This is a genomic window from Allorhizobium sp. GW101-3B10 (genome assembly GCF_059424725.1).
In genome coordinates this window covers 3577663-3590609 of record NZ_JBWKZR010000001.1, presented here as the reverse complement: position 1 = coordinate 3590609, position 12947 = coordinate 3577663, and the positions used below count along the sequence as shown (strand labels likewise).

Sequence of the window (12947 nt, the reverse complement as noted above, 5' to 3'; positions counted from 1 at the left end):
TTTTTCTCAGGCGGGCGATACTCCAATGAGCGGTTCTGTTGACGCGAATATTTTCGAACTCGCTCCGATTGCAATGTGGATCGAGGATTTCAGCGAGGTCAAAGCGCAGTTCGACGCCTGGCGCGCTGAGGGCGTGACAGATCTTCGCGCCTTTCTCAAAGAGGACCGCAGACGCGTGGCGGAGTGTTCCGCCAAGATCCGCATCCTGCAGGTCAACCGCAAGACGCTCGAACTGTTCGAGGCGCAAGACCTCGAACAGCTTGCAGGCAATCTCGGCAAGGTCTTCTGTGGCGACATGTGGGAGACCCACATCAACGAGCTGACGGATCTCTGGGAAGGCAGGACGGAATTCGCCGGGAGCGCGGTCAACTACACGCTGACCGGTCGCAGGCTCGATATTCAGCTGCGCGGCTCCGTCTTTCCCGGCCATGAGCAAACGCTCGGCCAACTGCTGGTGACGACAGAGGACGTGACGGAACGGGAAGACGCCCGGCGCGCGGAGCTGGAAAACCGGCGCTATGCCGAAGGCGTCTTCGAGCACTCGCCCGTCTCGCTGTGGATTGAGGATTTCAGTGGTATCTGTAACCTGCTCGAGGATGTGCGGTCACGCGGCATCGTCGATTTCCGCGTCTTCACCGACGTTCATCCCGAGTTCGTGCGCCAATGCATGTCGGAGATCCGGGTGCTCGACGTCAACCAGGCGACGCTCGACCTTTTCGGTGCGCCCGACCGCCAGACGCTGCTGCTTCGCCAGGGCGACATCTTCCGCGACGAGATGGAAAAGCCGTTCCGTGAACAACTGATCGATCTCTGGGACAACCGGCTCTATCATAGCCGCGAGGTGGTGAACTACGCGCTCGACGGCAGCGTTCGCCATATCCTCCTCAACTTCGCGGTCTTCCCCGGCCATGAGCGCGATTGGTCGCGGGTGCAGGTTGCGCTGACGGACATCACCGCCCGCAAGAAGGCCGAGGCCTATCTCGAATATCTCGGCAAGCACGACATCCTGACCAAGCTGCACAACCGCGCCTTCTATACCGACGAGTTGAACAGGCTCGAGCGAAAGTCGCTCAGGCCGGTTTCGGCCATCGTCATCGACCTCAACGGCCTGAAGGAGGCCAACGATCAGCGCGGCCACGATGCCGGCGATGCGCTGCTTCGGCGCTTCGGCGAGGTCCTGAACAGCGTCGTCAAGCCGCCCCACCATGCAACGCGCATCGGCGGCGACGAATTTGCGGTCCTGATGCCGGGCGCGGACCGGCAGGTCGCTCAGGGCATGGTGGACACGATCCACGAGATCCTGAAGATCAACAACCAGTTCTATTCCGATGCGCTGCTCAGCATATCGCTCGGCTGCGCGACCAGCGAGCCGGGCGAGAGCATGGAAGCGCTGATGAAACGCGCCGACGACTTGATGTACGAAAACAAGCGCCTGCACTATGCAGGTACGTCCGCCGGCGCGAAGGCAAGGCGCGCCAAGGCCTGATGCCACGCGGGTCGCACGGAGGGGCTCAACGCCCCGCCATCTTTGCCATGCGTTCCGGATAGCGCGCACCGGCGACCTTCTGCGGCGAAAGCATGTCGCCGAGCGTGCTCACTTCATCGGCCGAGAGCACGATGTCGGCGGCCGTGACGTTCTTTTCCAGATTGGTGATCTTGGTCGTGCCGGGGATCGGCACGATGAAATCGCCCTGGGCCAGAACCCAGGCCAGCGCCAGCTGGCCGGGCGTCACGTCCTTTTCCGCCGCCATTGCTTCCAGTGCCGAGACCAGCGCCAGATTGGCGTCGAAATTCTCCTGCGAGAAGCGCGGCAGCGTGCGGCGGAAGTCGTTCTCCGCCATGCCGTCGAGCGTCTTCAGTGCGCCGGTCAGCACGCCGCGGCCGAGCGGCGAAAAGGGCACGAAGCCGATGCCGAGTTCCCGGCAGGTGTCGAGCACACCGTTTTCTTCCGGGTCGCGGGTCCATAGCGAATATTCGCTCTGGATGGCGGCGATCGGATGCACGGCATGGGCGCGCCGCAGCGTCGCGGCGCTCGCCTCGGACAGACCGATCGCCTTGACCTTACCCTGGCGGACGAGGTCGGCCATGGCGCCGACCGTCTCCTCGATCGGCACGTCCGGGTCGACGCGGTGCTGGTAGAACAGGTCGATGACCTCGACGCCGAGCCGCTTCAGCGAGGCCTCGGCGACTTCGCGCACATGCTCAGGGCGCGAATCCGTGCCGCCGGCGCTCGCGTCGTTGGGATTTTCCGTGTTGATGCGAAAGCCGAACTTGGTGGCGATCTTTACCTGGTCGCGATAGGGCTTGAGCCCCTTGCCGACGAGGATCTCATTGGTGAAGGGCCCGTATATCTCGGCGGTGTCGAACAGGGTGACGCCGAGCTCGACGGCACGGGCAAGCGTTGCCAGCGATCCCGCCTCGTCGCCGGTCTGGGTATAGCCATGGCTCATGCCCATGCAGCCGAGGCCGAGCGAGGAAACGGTGAGGGGGCCAAGTGTGCGTGTTCTCATGAAATCGTACCTCTGATGTTCGATCACCGTCCGTTAGTATAGACGGAGGTGACAGCGGCAAGATAGCGCGGCATCAGCCCGTCGATAGTGCATGCAATCTGTCGCGGCTTGTTCTATCAGATAGAACAATGAACAGGATACAACTCTCGCAGCTCGCCGTTCTGGCCGCCGTTGCCGAAGGCCGCAGCTTTCGCAGGGCCGCCGAGGAACTGGGCATCGCCCCTTCCGCCGTCAGCCATGCGGTGACCGCGCTGGAGGCGAGCCTCGGCGTACGCCTGCTCGCCCGCACGACCCGCAGCGTCGCGCCGACGGAGGAGGGGCGCATGCTGTTGGAAACGCTGTCGCCGGCGCTGGCCGACATCGGTGCCGTGCTGGAGGGGCTGGCCGACCGCAGAGGCACGCCGGCTGGGCCGTTGCGCGTGACCATGCCGATGCTCGCCGCCGAAGACCTGATCGTTCCGCGCCTCGGCGCCTTCCTCAGCGCCTATCCGGAGATCGAACTGGACGTCGTCACCAATGACCGCTTCGAGGACATCGTCGCCGAGGGTTTTGACGCCGGTCTGAGGCTCGGCGAACATTTGGAGGCCGATATGATCGCGGTGCGCGCCAGCGGCCCGCAGCGCGGCCGGATCGTAGCATCGCCGGCCTACATCGCCGCCCATGGTCGACCGCAGGCGCCGGACGACCTCATCCGTCACCGCTGCATCCGGCGGCGCTTTTCGAGCGGGCGCATCTATCGCTGGGAACTGGAAAAGGCGGGAAAGACGCTGGCCGTCGACGTGTCCGGGCCGCTGATCCTCTCCGACCAGCGGCTGATACGCCGCGCCGCGATCGACGGCGTGGGGCTTGCCTACCTGTTCGACGGGCGGGTCGATGCCGATGTCGCCGCCGGACGCCTGGTCCCCGTGCTCGACGACTGGTGCCCGCCCTTCGAAGGCTTCTTCATCTATTATCCCTCGCGCCGCCAGATGCGTCCGGCGCTGCGCGCCTTCGTGGATTTCTTTCGGCACCGGGGCTGAAGGATCAGCGCCGTTCAAGATCTGGTGGGGTGCCTGGAACTAACGAAGGCGAAGAATGTTTGCGACGTTCGGCGACAGCCTGTCCTTCGTCAGTGCGACGTAGTCGTCATAGCCGATACGTCCATCGGCGATGCCGTTGGCAATGCGCGTGCAGGCCGCCTCCGGCCCAAGCCTTACCGAAATCCTGGCAAGCTCGGCGTCGGTCTTGCGTCGTTCCGACGGATTAGTCTTGTATTCCTTAACGCACCTGCGGATCATCTCTTCCTTGAGCTTCGGACTTCCCTCGATCGCGGTCTGAATCGCAGCATATTTGGGCTCCGATACGGCACAACCGACCAGTCCCAGACCGATCAGGGCAAGAAGAACCGGGTTTCTGAGGTTCATTGTAATTCCTTTCTGGCCAAGCACCGACGTGCCGCGGGCTCGTCGGTGTCAGGCTATGGCCGCACAACGCCGCGCGCCCGGTCTGCAAGGAGACCAGGCTGCTGCCTGGCTTCCCTTGTGAAAGGGCGCGGGCGGTTCAAAGCCGAACCGGGTCCGTTGGGCGGGGCTTATCGGCCCTGGATGATCTTGATGGCGGCCGGAGTGGGGTTGCCTGTCACGCCGGACTTGTAGTCCTGATAGGTCAGGCGTCCGTTGGCCCATGCATTGTAGACTCGCGTGCACAGCACCTGGGGGACTGCCGCAGTCGATGTATTCGCCAGCATCGCCATGACCTTCAACTTTTCGGTCGACTTGGACTTGGTGTCCTTGATGCACAGCCTGACAGCTTCTTGCTTCAGCTTCGGGCTTCCCTCCAGCGCAGTACGTCCGGCCTCGTAACGCTGCTCGGATACGGCACACCCGCTCAAGGACAGTACGGCTGCGAGAAAGGGCAGAGAATATTTGATTGTCATGTGTAAAGGTCCGATTGAAATCAAGTGCACTTGATAGTTGTTTCGCCATTGCCAGGCAATAGCTTACGCCAGCGCCATCCGATAGCGGACATGCCCGTCTTCGGGTGCATAGGTGTCGTAGAGCTTGCGGGCCGTCGCGTTGTCGTGGTTGGTGTGCCAGTAGAGGCGGGACCAGCCCTTCTGCTTCGCCAGGGTGATCAGGTCGTCGATCAGGGCCCGGCCGAGGCCCTGGCCGCGGAATCTCTCGTCGAGATAGAGGTCTTCCAGATAGCAGTCCGGGGTCAGTGCCCAGGTGGAATCATGGAAGTGGTGGATGGCAAAGCCCGCCATCTCACCGTCGACCAGCGCCACCCGCATGGCGACGCGGGACGAGGGATCGAGGATACGCGCCCAGGTGTGGTTAGTGATCTCGTCGGGCAGGTCGACCTTGTAGAAGGTGAGATATCCCTTCCACAGGCGCCGCCAGGCGGCTTCGTCGGCGGGCTCGGTATACCGTATTTCGATGGTCATGGAATTCTTACGCTCCGGCTTCGGTGAGGCGGGCCATCTGGGCTTCGGAAAGCGCAAGCTTGCCGGCGGCGATCAGACTATCGAGTTGGCGAAGGCTGGTGGCGGAGGCGATCGGCGCGGTGATGCCGGGACGCGCGGCGACCCAGGCGATCGCGACCGTCGCGGGCGTCGTACCGGTCTCGGCGGCCACCTCGTCGAGCGCGGCGAGGATCTTCAGCCCCTTGTCGTCGAGATAATTGCCGACGCGGTAGCTGCGCGCCGCACCTTCCGTGTCCTTCAAGTTGCGATACTTGCCGGTGAGGAAGCCGGCGGCGAGCGCGTAATAGCTGATGACGCCGATCTCTTCCCGCATGCAGACGTCGGCCAACGGCCCTTCGAACCTGTCACGGGTATAGAGATTGTATTCCGGCTGCACGACATCATAGCGCGGCAGGTTGTTCTTCGCCGCGGCGTCGAGCGAAGCCTGCAACTGGTCGGCCTCGTAGTTCGAGCAACCGATCGCGCGCACCTTGCCCTGCTGCTTGAGCCGGGCAAAGGCCTCGAGCGTCTCCTCGATCGGCACGTCCTCGTCCGGCTTGTGGGCGAGATAGAGGTCGATATAGTCGGTGCCGAGCCGCTTCAGCGAGGCCTCGGCTGCCTCGGCGATCCACTTGGCCGAAAGCCCGGTCTTGCGGCCCTGGCTGTCGAAGCCGACCTTGGTGACGATCACCGCCTTGTCGCGGGCGACATGGCCGCGCTTCAGCCACTGGCCGATGATTTCCTCGCTCTCGCCGCCCTTGTGGCCGTCGACCCAGGAGGAATAGACGTCGGCCGTATCGATCGCATTGTAGCCGGCGTCGAAGAAGGCATCGAGCAGGTCGAACGAGATCTTTTCGTCGGCGGTCCAGCCGAACACATTGCCGCCGAAGACGACGGGCGCGATGGAAAGGCCGGTACGGCCGAGCGAACGCTTCTGCATGGGTAAACTCCGTGGGTTCGCGGGAGGCGGCCGAAGGCGGCCGGGCTTGAGAGCCTGCAGGTTAGCAACCGTGTCTGTGATCGACCACTCAATTTCTTTGATCGGACGTCCGGTAGTGGCTGGGCGGCAGGGCATTGTGCTGCGCCCAGATGCGCCTGAGATGACGCGGCGAGGAAAAACCCGCCCGCTCGGCCACCGTCTCCATGTCGAGGCGGGAATGGGAGAGGATGTCGCGGGCCAGCGTCACCCGCATCAGGTTGACGTAAGCGATGACGGACAGTCCGGCGTGCTCGCGAAACAGCCGCGTCATATGGCGCTCGCTCAGATGGCCGAGATCCGCCAGTTGCGACAGCGTCCAGTCGCGCGCCGGATCGGCCATGATGGCATCCTGGATGCGGTGAATCGCCGGGTGGAGGTGGTTGCGGCCGGACAGCCAGGGCGAGAGCTGCGGATCGGCACCGCTGCGGCGCATGTAGATCACCATGGTCCGCGCGATCGCCAGCGCCACCGGCGCGGAGGTGAGCTTCGAGACGATGTGCAGCATCAGGTCTATGCCGGTGGAGATGCCGGCGCTGGAAAAGCGTTCGCCGTCCTCGACGAAGAGGCGGTTTTCCAGCACCTGCGCGGTCGGGGCGAGACGGCTGAGGTCGTCGATGCAGTCCGCGTGGGTGGTGCAGGCATGGCCGTCGAGCAGACCGGCGGATGCTGCAAGCAGGGCGCCGGAACAGATGGTGACGAGCGTGATGCCGGGCACGACCACGCGGGCGAGCCAGCGCGCGATCTCCGCTCGCTCGGCCGCAACCGACGAAGGATCGGGAACCGCGCCCATGCTGCCGGAAATGACGACATATGCGCCGTCGGGCAGTCGCTCGGGCAAAGGTTCCAGATTGGCGAGCGTCAGTCCGATCGATGTCGTCTGTTCGGCACGGGCGGCGACGAAACGGCAGTCGAACAGGATTTCCTCCTGTTCGCTGTTGGCATAGCGCAACACCTCGACCGGACCGGCGACATCCATCAGGAGCGTGTGCGGCGGCAGCACGACATAGACGGGGATGGTTCGGCGGTCGGGGCGGGGCGCGGCTGTCATGCGGCGAGACCGATCTGGCCGAGCGCCTGTTCCACCGTCGCGATGCGGGCAAAGCGACCGGCAAGCACCAGCTCGGTGCGGGTCTTGATGTCGGCCGCGCTGAACACCTGTCCCGAGGCATGGGTCATCGGGAAGGTCAGCGTCGCCTCGGTCACGTAGTCGACCGCAAAGCCGAGATCGGCGCCGTGGCGCGTCGTCGTCTCGCAGCACTGCTCGGTGCGGATGCCCGAGACGATCAGCCGGCCGATGCCGCGCTGGCGCAGCCAGATTTCGAGCGGCGTTCCGACGAAGGCCGAGTGGCGGGTCTTGTGGATGATGACGTCCGGCTCGATGCGGAGGCCGGCGAGCGTCGTGACGAAACCGCTGTCGAGGCGAAACTCCGCATCGTCGTCGGTGTGGAAGATCTGCACGACGGCATGGCCGGCGGCCTTCGCCCCGTCGATCAGCGCCTGCTGCTTGGAGAGGAAATCGACGACGTCCTCGTCGCGCCAGTAGGGGCGGTGGCGGAAGGATTCCTGAACGTCGATGACAAGGAGGGCTGTATTGCTGGCGGTCATTTTCTGCATCCTCTGTGTTGATGGGATAGCCGAAAATAGCGCAAGAGAAAAAGGGAAAAAGTTCTGCTCCGGACGATGATGGGACATTTCCGGCCAATCATGGCCCGTCACGCGGTCTGCCGTGGTTTGGGTTCGTGGCCCGTTGCCAAGCGGCGGATCTCTGACTAGGGTCGCGCGGCAACGTTACAGGAGGAGCCCCATGCTGCGTTTCGGAATTCTGTCCACGGCCAAGATCGGCCGCGATCTCGTCGTGCCGGCCATGCAGGACGCCGAAAACTGCGTCGTCACGGCGGTGGCGAGCCGTGATCTCTCCAAGGCGCGCGCCATGGCTGATCGCTTCTCCGTGCCGCATGCCTTCGGCTCCTACGAGGAAATGCTGGCCTCCGATGTAATCGATGCCGTCTACATTCCGCTGCCGACCGCGCAGCATGTCGAATGGACGATCAGGGCGGCGGACGCCGGCAAGCATGTGCTGTGCGAAAAACCGATCGCGCTCAAGGCCTCCGACATTGACCAGCTGATTGCGGCGCGGGATCGAAACCGGGTGCTGGTCTCCGAAGCCTTCATGGTTACTTACACGCCGGTCTGGCGCAAGGTGCGCGCCCTGTTGTCCGAAGGGGCGATCGGCCGGCTGCGCCACGTGCAGGGCGTCTTCACCTATTTCAACCGCGACCCCGGCAACATGCGCAACATTCCCGAACTCGGCGGCGGCGGCCTGCCGGACATCGGCGTCTATCCGGCGATCGCCACCCGGTTTGCCACGGGGGCCGGACCTTTGAAGGTGCAGGCGGTGGTCGAGCGCGACGCGGAATTCGGCACCGACATCTATTCGAGCGTCAAGGCTGATTTCGGCGGCTTCGAGCTGAGCTTCTACGTCTCGACCCAGATGGCCAACCGCCAGTCCATGGTATTCCACGGCACGGAAGGCTTCATCGACGTCCGTTCGCCCTTCAACGCCGATCGCTGGGGCGCCGAAGAGGTCGAGCTTTCCAACCAGTCGCACAATCAGTCGCAGGTCTTCCGCTTCCAGGACAGCCGGCAGTATCGGCGTGAGGCCGAGGCCTTCGCGAAGGCGGCGCTGAGCGGCGATCACTCCGACGTCGTCAGCCTGGAAAGCTCGCGCGACAACCAGCGCTTCATCGACGCGATCTATCGCGCCGGTGAGAAGGATGGCTGGGAGACGGTCTGAGCCGGAGATCAGCGGCGAAAGACGAAGCGCGAATAGCCGAAGAAGGAAAAGGCCATGGCGGCGATCGAGGCGATAACCAGCGCCGCCAGCGGCTGGAGGATCGGCAGCGACAGGAGCAGTCCGCTATAGATCAGATAGTTGACCGCGGACGAGACGAGGCCGATCGAGCCGTAGCGGAAGCCTTCCACCGCAATCGAGCGGCGCGAGGCGCCGAAGGTGAAGCTGCGGTTGAGATACCACGTGGAGACGAGCGCCACGGCAATGGCAACGGCGCGGGCGATAAAGGGGCCGAGCGGCGTCGTTTCGAGCAGCAGCCAGAGTAGGACGGCATCGATGACGAAGCCGGCCGTGCCGACGATGCCGAAGCGGACGAGCTTCTTCATGCCGCGTCGGCGGTTCGCGCCGGCTTACGCTTCTCACGTTCGGTGCGGCTGCCCGGTTGCGCATGGGCAAGCGCCGGCAGGCTGAGATAGTGGATGCGCAGCTGTTCGGCGCGCGAGCGGGCGAGCGAATCGAGGATCAGCCCGGCGGTGAAGGCGAGCAGCGACATCATCATCAGGGCGGTCGCCAGGATCCAGGTCGGCATGCGGCTGACGAGGCCTGTCGAGAAATATTCGACGAGAACCGGCGCCATGAAGAACAGGCTCGCCGCCATGATCGTCGCCGCGATCGCGCCGAAAAAGGCGAAGGGACGCGTTTCCTTCATCAGCATGGCGAACATCCAGAGGATCTTCGCACCGTCTCCGAAGGTCGACAGCTTGGAATGCGATCCTTCCGGGCGCCGGCCGTAGTCGAGTTCGAGCTCGCACACCGGCAGCTTCAGCCGCGAGGCATGAACCGACATTTCCGTCTCGATCTCGAACCCGGCCGAGACGGCGGGAAAGCTCTTGACGAAGCGGCGAGAGAAGACGCGGTAGCCCGACAGGATGTCGGTGAAGTCGCTGCCGAACAGAAAACGGTAGAGCCGGTTGAACAGCCGGTTGCCGAAGGCATGGCCGTTGCGGCCGGCATCGGCATGCACGCCGCGGCGCGTGCCGACCGCCATGTCGGCGCGCTCGGTCAGAAGCGTGCGGATCAGCTCCTCGGCATCGTCAGGCGCATAGGTGCCGTCGCCGTCGGCCATCACATAGACGTCCGCCTCGATGTCGCAGAACATGCGGCGCACCACATGGCCCTTGCCCTGCCGGCGCTCGCGCATGACGGTTGCCCCGGCCAGCATGGCGGTCAGCGCCGTGCCGTCGGTGGAATTGTTGTCGTAGACATAGATGCGCGCCTGCGGCAGCGCCTCGCGGAAGCCCTGCACTACGGCGCCGATCGTGCGTGCTTCGTTGTAGCAGGGCAGGAGCACCGCCACGTCGAGATTTTCGGATGCTGGCCCACGCATATCGGCTACTCGCGACAGAAGACATGCCCGACGACCATCGTGTCCGGCCTGGTTTTACTATTTCTTGAGAAGGTTAAGGCTAGGTTTCGCCGATCGACACCAAACAATGTTTTTCGCCTCACGCTCGGTTGCGCGAGGCTTCCTCTTCGGGGTTTGACGCGCGCATGGCGGATCAAGGAACGACCGGTAAGACGGCGGTGCGGCTCTGGGATCGCCTGTGGTTCGCCGTCGCCTTCTATGGCGCGGTGACGGTCGCCATTCTCCTGCTCGTCAACCTGCCGGGCGCCACCGACTATGTGGGCACGGACAACGACGACGTGATGCGCCTCGTCCAGGTGCGCGATCTCCTGGCCGGCCAGTCGTGGTTTGACCTCACGCAATATCGGCTGGGGCTCGACGGTGGAACGCTGATGCACTGGTCGCGGCTGATCGACCTGCCGATCGCCGGGCTGATCCTCGCCTTCTCGCATTTCCTGCCGCCGGCCCGTGCCGAAGCCATGGCCCTCTTGGTCTGGCCGCTCGCCCTAACGATCCCGTTGTTTGCGGCCGTCGCGGTGGGGGCGCGGCGCATCGGCGGCGTTCCCGCCATGCAGATCGCGCTCGGGCTTGCCGCACTGCTGATCATCACCTCGAACCGCTTCCTTCCGGGTGCGATCGATCATCACAACGTGCAGCTCGTGCTGGTGGCCGTGATCGCCGCCATGCTGGTCGATCCCGCCCACAAGCCGGCAAGCTTCGCCCTTGCCGGCCTCGCAGCGGCACTGGCCATCGCGATCGGTGCCGAGACGACGCCCCTGGTCGCGACGGCCTGCCTGGTGGTGGCCGGCCTCTGGGCCTGGCACGGCGTGGTCTTCCTCCAGGCGGCGCGCGCCTTCGCGCTCACCGTGATGATCAGCATCTCCGCCCTGTTCTTCGCCACAGTGCCGCAGCACCTCTACACCATGGTCACCTGCGACAGCCTGTCGATCGGCTATTACGGGATCGCGGCGGTCGGCGGCATGCTGCTGTTTCTCTCCGCCCAACTGGCAAGCGGCGCTTCGCGCCCCGTGCGGTTTGCGTTGCTGGGTCTCGATGGCCTGCTGGTGCTCGCCGCGGCGCTGGTGCTTGCGCCGCAATGCCTGCAGAACCCGCTGAACGATCTCGATCCGCTGCTCTTTACCCTTTGGCTCGACTACGTCACCGAGGCCCAGTCTGTTCTCCGGCAACTGCGCATCGAGCCCGCGAGCGTCGGCGGCTTCTATGCCGTCGGTTTCTTCGCCCTGGTCACCTGCCTCTTCCGCATCGCCCGACGCGACCGCACGGAACTGCATGCCATCCTGCTGCCGCTGATCCTCGTCAGCTGGGGGATCGCACTCATTCAGCTGCGCGGTGCCGTCTTCGCCAACCTGCTCTCGATCCTGCCGCTCTCGCTGCTGATTGCCGAACTGCGCCGCAATGCGCGCAGCGACCCCGAAAACCCGAGCGCCGGCTTCGCCTTTGCCGTCTCGACGCTGCTCGCCGTGCCGAGCGTCTGGGCGCTGACCGGCGTCTTCGTGACGGAGGGAACGGCGGGCATTTCGCAGCGCTTCAAGGCCGAGGTGGTCGGTCCCGCGACGACCATGGACTGCGAATCCGCTGCGGCGCTCCGCCAGCTGGCCGCGCTGCCCGCAGCCACCGTGGTCGCACCGTCGAATTCAGGCTCCGAGATCCTGCGCTTCACCGCGCATCGCGTGCTGACCGCGCCCTATCACCGCAACCAGGGCGGCATGCTGACCGAACTGCATATCGGCCTCGCGAAGCCGGCGGAGGCGGAAGCCTTCCTGCGCGGGTCGGGCGCGACGATCGTCGCCTATTGCAGCTCCGACCTGCAGACGAAGATGATCCGCGACCTCAAACCCGACGGGTTCTATGCGGCGCTCGAGCGCGGCGAGGTGCCCGCCTACCTCGAAGCCCTGCCGCTCGATCCGAAATCGGGCATGGTGCTCTACCGCACGCGGTTCTGAGGCGCGCAGCCGTTCAATGCCGGCGTTGTTTAGGGGCGATGTCTGGCAAGGCAAGCGCTCTCAGGCGGTCTTGCGGCGCTCGATCGCGACAAGCCCCAGAAGCAGGGCGATCAGGCCCGAATTGAACCCGGCATAGGCCCAGGCCAGCGAAGGCCAGGCGACGGGGCCGGGCGATACCATCACGGCAAGCGCGAAGGTCAGACCGACCAGCGCCGCCGCGATCACGATGCCGATCGCCGAGCGGGTGAGGCCGGCGGCAAATCCGATCATCATGGCGGTCGGGAAGATCATCGTGGGTCTCGGCTTCGGAACTCGTCGGACCATTCTAGGGTGAATTGTCTAACAAGCGGTTTCCGGCCGAAAGGGCGGCCGGGCGCAGGTTTTGCCGCGCCCGGCCCATCGGTTGCCTTGAGAGGAGGAGGCTCAGGCAAGCCCGACGATGGCGCCGGCGGTGGTGCCAGTCGCCCGCACGCGGACGACCCGCAGCGGCAGCAGGCTGCCGCCGGCGACGTTGGTGAAGACGACGGTTGCGCCGGACAGCATGGTGACGGCAAGATCGCCGCCGCTGCCGACATAGAGCGCCCGCGTCGCCTCCGGCAGGTCCGTGTCGTTGCCGGGAACGATGGCGAAGCCGGTCGAGGCCGGACCGGAAAGCGAGGGCTGGAAGTCTGCGAAGCGGTCGGTCATGGAAATGCTCCTCTTGGCGTCTGATCTCGAACGATTGTCGTCCCCGCCACGGAGGCGGGGAAATCGACGTGTGGAAATCCTTCGCCGAGATGGCCGGGAGGAAGCGATTTCTCGTTGTTGCGCCATGGCTTGGGCGGAGAGCGAAAGGGAGGAAAAGCGCGCAAGGGG

Annotated in this window: 15 protein-coding genes; 4 read left to right on the top strand and 11 right to left on the bottom strand. The window is 64.6% G+C overall.

Going from position 1 to position 12947, the window contains the following annotated elements; all coding sequences use genetic code 11:
• Nucleotides 1-25 precede the first annotated feature (25 nt).
• Entirely contained in the window at nucleotides 26-1486 is a 1461-nt protein-coding gene (locus tag AC07Y0_RS17870; RefSeq protein ID WP_498679059.1) for a sensor domain-containing diguanylate cyclase, read from the top strand.
• A 25-nt stretch (nucleotides 1487-1511) separates the two neighbouring features.
• Here AC07Y0_RS17870 and AC07Y0_RS17865 read toward each other — a convergent pair whose 3' ends face one another.
• A complete protein-coding gene (locus AC07Y0_RS17865; protein WP_498679058.1) occupies nucleotides 1512-2510 on the bottom strand; it encodes an aldo/keto reductase in 999 nt (332 codons plus the stop codon).
• A 128-nt stretch (nucleotides 2511-2638) separates the two neighbouring features.
• Between AC07Y0_RS17865 and AC07Y0_RS17860 the strand changes: the two genes are divergently transcribed.
• Nucleotides 2639-3529, top strand: coding sequence for a LysR family transcriptional regulator (locus AC07Y0_RS17860; protein ID WP_498679057.1), 891 nt, complete (start codon nucleotides 2639-2641; stop codon nucleotides 3527-3529).
• Nucleotides 3530-3568: 39 nt separating this feature from the next.
• Here AC07Y0_RS17860 and AC07Y0_RS17855 read toward each other — a convergent pair whose 3' ends face one another.
• From AC07Y0_RS17855 to AC07Y0_RS17830, 6 genes are all read right to left on the bottom strand, one after another.
• On the bottom strand, nucleotides 3569-3913 hold the full coding sequence (locus AC07Y0_RS17855; RefSeq protein ID WP_498679056.1) for a hypothetical protein: 345 nt from the start codon (nucleotides 3911-3913) through the stop codon (nucleotides 3569-3571).
• Nucleotides 3914-4080: 167 nt separating this feature from the next.
• Nucleotides 4081-4425 (bottom strand): hypothetical protein, encoded by a 345-nt coding sequence (locus AC07Y0_RS17850; RefSeq protein ID WP_498679055.1) that lies wholly within the window; start codon nucleotides 4423-4425, stop codon nucleotides 4081-4083.
• A gap of 63 nt (nucleotides 4426-4488) precedes the next feature.
• Nucleotides 4489-4935, bottom strand: a complete 447-nt coding sequence (locus AC07Y0_RS17845; protein ID WP_498679054.1) for a GNAT family N-acetyltransferase — start codon at nucleotides 4933-4935, stop codon at nucleotides 4489-4491.
• Nucleotides 4936-4942: 7 nt separating this feature from the next.
• Nucleotides 4943-5893: an aldo/keto reductase gene (locus AC07Y0_RS17840; protein WP_498679053.1), complete on the bottom strand. Its 951-nt coding sequence runs from the start codon at nucleotides 5891-5893 to the stop codon at nucleotides 4943-4945.
• 88 nt (nucleotides 5894-5981) lie between these two features.
• The gene (locus AC07Y0_RS17835) at nucleotides 5982-6980 is read right to left on the bottom strand and encodes a GlxA family transcriptional regulator (protein ID WP_498679052.1); all 999 of its coding nucleotides are present in this window, start codon (nucleotides 6978-6980) and stop codon (nucleotides 5982-5984) included.
• Nucleotides 6977-7537, bottom strand: a complete 561-nt coding sequence (locus AC07Y0_RS17830; protein ID WP_498679051.1) for a cysteine hydrolase family protein — start codon at nucleotides 7535-7537, stop codon at nucleotides 6977-6979. Before AC07Y0_RS17830 ends, AC07Y0_RS17835 begins: the two co-directional genes overlap by 4 nt.
• Nucleotides 7538-7736: 199 nt before the next feature.
• Here AC07Y0_RS17830 and AC07Y0_RS17825 point away from each other — a divergent pair, with 199 nt between their 5' ends.
• The gene (locus AC07Y0_RS17825) at nucleotides 7737-8726 is read left to right on the top strand and encodes a Gfo/Idh/MocA family protein (RefSeq protein ID WP_498679050.1); all 990 of its coding nucleotides are present in this window, start codon (nucleotides 7737-7739) and stop codon (nucleotides 8724-8726) included.
• Between the two features lie 8 nt (nucleotides 8727-8734).
• Here AC07Y0_RS17825 and AC07Y0_RS17820 read toward each other — a convergent pair whose 3' ends face one another.
• Together AC07Y0_RS17820 and AC07Y0_RS17815 are read right to left on the bottom strand one after the other, a co-directional pair.
• Nucleotides 8735-9109, bottom strand: coding sequence for a GtrA family protein (locus AC07Y0_RS17820; RefSeq protein ID WP_498679049.1), 375 nt, complete (start codon nucleotides 9107-9109; stop codon nucleotides 8735-8737).
• Nucleotides 9106-10110, bottom strand: coding sequence for a glycosyltransferase (locus tag AC07Y0_RS17815; RefSeq protein WP_498679048.1), 1005 nt, complete (start codon nucleotides 10108-10110; stop codon nucleotides 9106-9108). The genes AC07Y0_RS17820 and AC07Y0_RS17815 overlap by 4 nt, the downstream gene beginning before the upstream one ends.
• A gap of 164 nt (nucleotides 10111-10274) precedes the next feature.
• On the opposite strand from AC07Y0_RS17815, the gene AC07Y0_RS17810 reads away from it, so the two are divergent.
• Entirely contained in the window at nucleotides 10275-12092 is a 1818-nt protein-coding gene (locus AC07Y0_RS17810; RefSeq protein WP_498679047.1) for a hypothetical protein, read from the top strand.
• Between the two features lie 60 nt (nucleotides 12093-12152).
• Here AC07Y0_RS17810 and AC07Y0_RS17805 read toward each other — a convergent pair whose 3' ends face one another.
• Complete coding sequence (locus AC07Y0_RS17805) at nucleotides 12153-12383, bottom strand: hypothetical protein (RefSeq protein WP_498679046.1); 231 nt, start codon at nucleotides 12381-12383, stop codon at nucleotides 12153-12155.
• Between the two features lie 132 nt (nucleotides 12384-12515).
• The gene (locus tag AC07Y0_RS17800; protein ID WP_498679045.1) at nucleotides 12516-12779 is read right to left on the bottom strand and encodes a spike base protein, RCAP_Rcc01079 family; all 264 of its coding nucleotides are present in this window, start codon (nucleotides 12777-12779) and stop codon (nucleotides 12516-12518) included.
• Nucleotides 12780-12947 lie beyond the last annotated feature (168 nt).

Coding starts and splice junctions, on each gene's coding strand:
- AC07Y0_RS17865 (WP_498679058.1), bottom strand. CDS start 2,510: ATGAGAACACGCACACTTGGCCCCCTCACCGTTTCCTCGCTCGGCCTC.
- AC07Y0_RS17820 (WP_498679049.1), bottom strand. CDS start 9,109: ATGAAGAAGCTCGTCCGCTTCGGCATCGTCGGCACGGCCGGCTTCGTC.
- AC07Y0_RS17860 (WP_498679057.1), top strand. CDS start 2,639: ATGAACAGGATACAACTCTCGCAGCTCGCCGTTCTGGCCGCCGTTGCC.
- AC07Y0_RS17845 (WP_498679054.1), bottom strand. CDS start 4,935: ATGACCATCGAAATACGGTATACCGAGCCCGCCGACGAAGCCGCCTGG.
- AC07Y0_RS17805 (WP_498679046.1), bottom strand. CDS start 12,383: ATGATCTTCCCGACCGCCATGATGATCGGATTTGCCGCCGGCCTCACC.
- AC07Y0_RS17840 (WP_498679053.1), bottom strand. CDS start 5,893: ATGCAGAAGCGTTCGCTCGGCCGTACCGGCCTTTCCATCGCGCCCGTC.
- AC07Y0_RS17855 (WP_498679056.1), bottom strand. CDS start 3,913: ATGAACCTCAGAAACCCGGTTCTTCTTGCCCTGATCGGTCTGGGACTG.
- AC07Y0_RS17850 (WP_498679055.1), bottom strand. CDS start 4,425: ATGACAATCAAATATTCTCTGCCCTTTCTCGCAGCCGTACTGTCCTTG.
- AC07Y0_RS17825 (WP_498679050.1), top strand. CDS start 7,737: ATGCTGCGTTTCGGAATTCTGTCCACGGCCAAGATCGGCCGCGATCTC.
- AC07Y0_RS17800 (WP_498679045.1), bottom strand. CDS start 12,779: ATGACCGACCGCTTCGCAGACTTCCAGCCCTCGCTTTCCGGTCCGGCC.
- AC07Y0_RS17810 (WP_498679047.1), top strand. CDS start 10,275: ATGGCGGATCAAGGAACGACCGGTAAGACGGCGGTGCGGCTCTGGGAT.
- AC07Y0_RS17870 (WP_498679059.1), top strand. CDS start 26: ATGAGCGGTTCTGTTGACGCGAATATTTTCGAACTCGCTCCGATTGCA.
- AC07Y0_RS17830 (WP_498679051.1), bottom strand. CDS start 7,537: ATGACCGCCAGCAATACAGCCCTCCTTGTCATCGACGTTCAGGAATCC.
- AC07Y0_RS17815 (WP_498679048.1), bottom strand. CDS start 10,110: ATGCGTGGGCCAGCATCCGAAAATCTCGACGTGGCGGTGCTCCTGCCC.
- AC07Y0_RS17835 (WP_498679052.1), bottom strand. CDS start 6,980: ATGACAGCCGCGCCCCGCCCCGACCGCCGAACCATCCCCGTCTATGTC.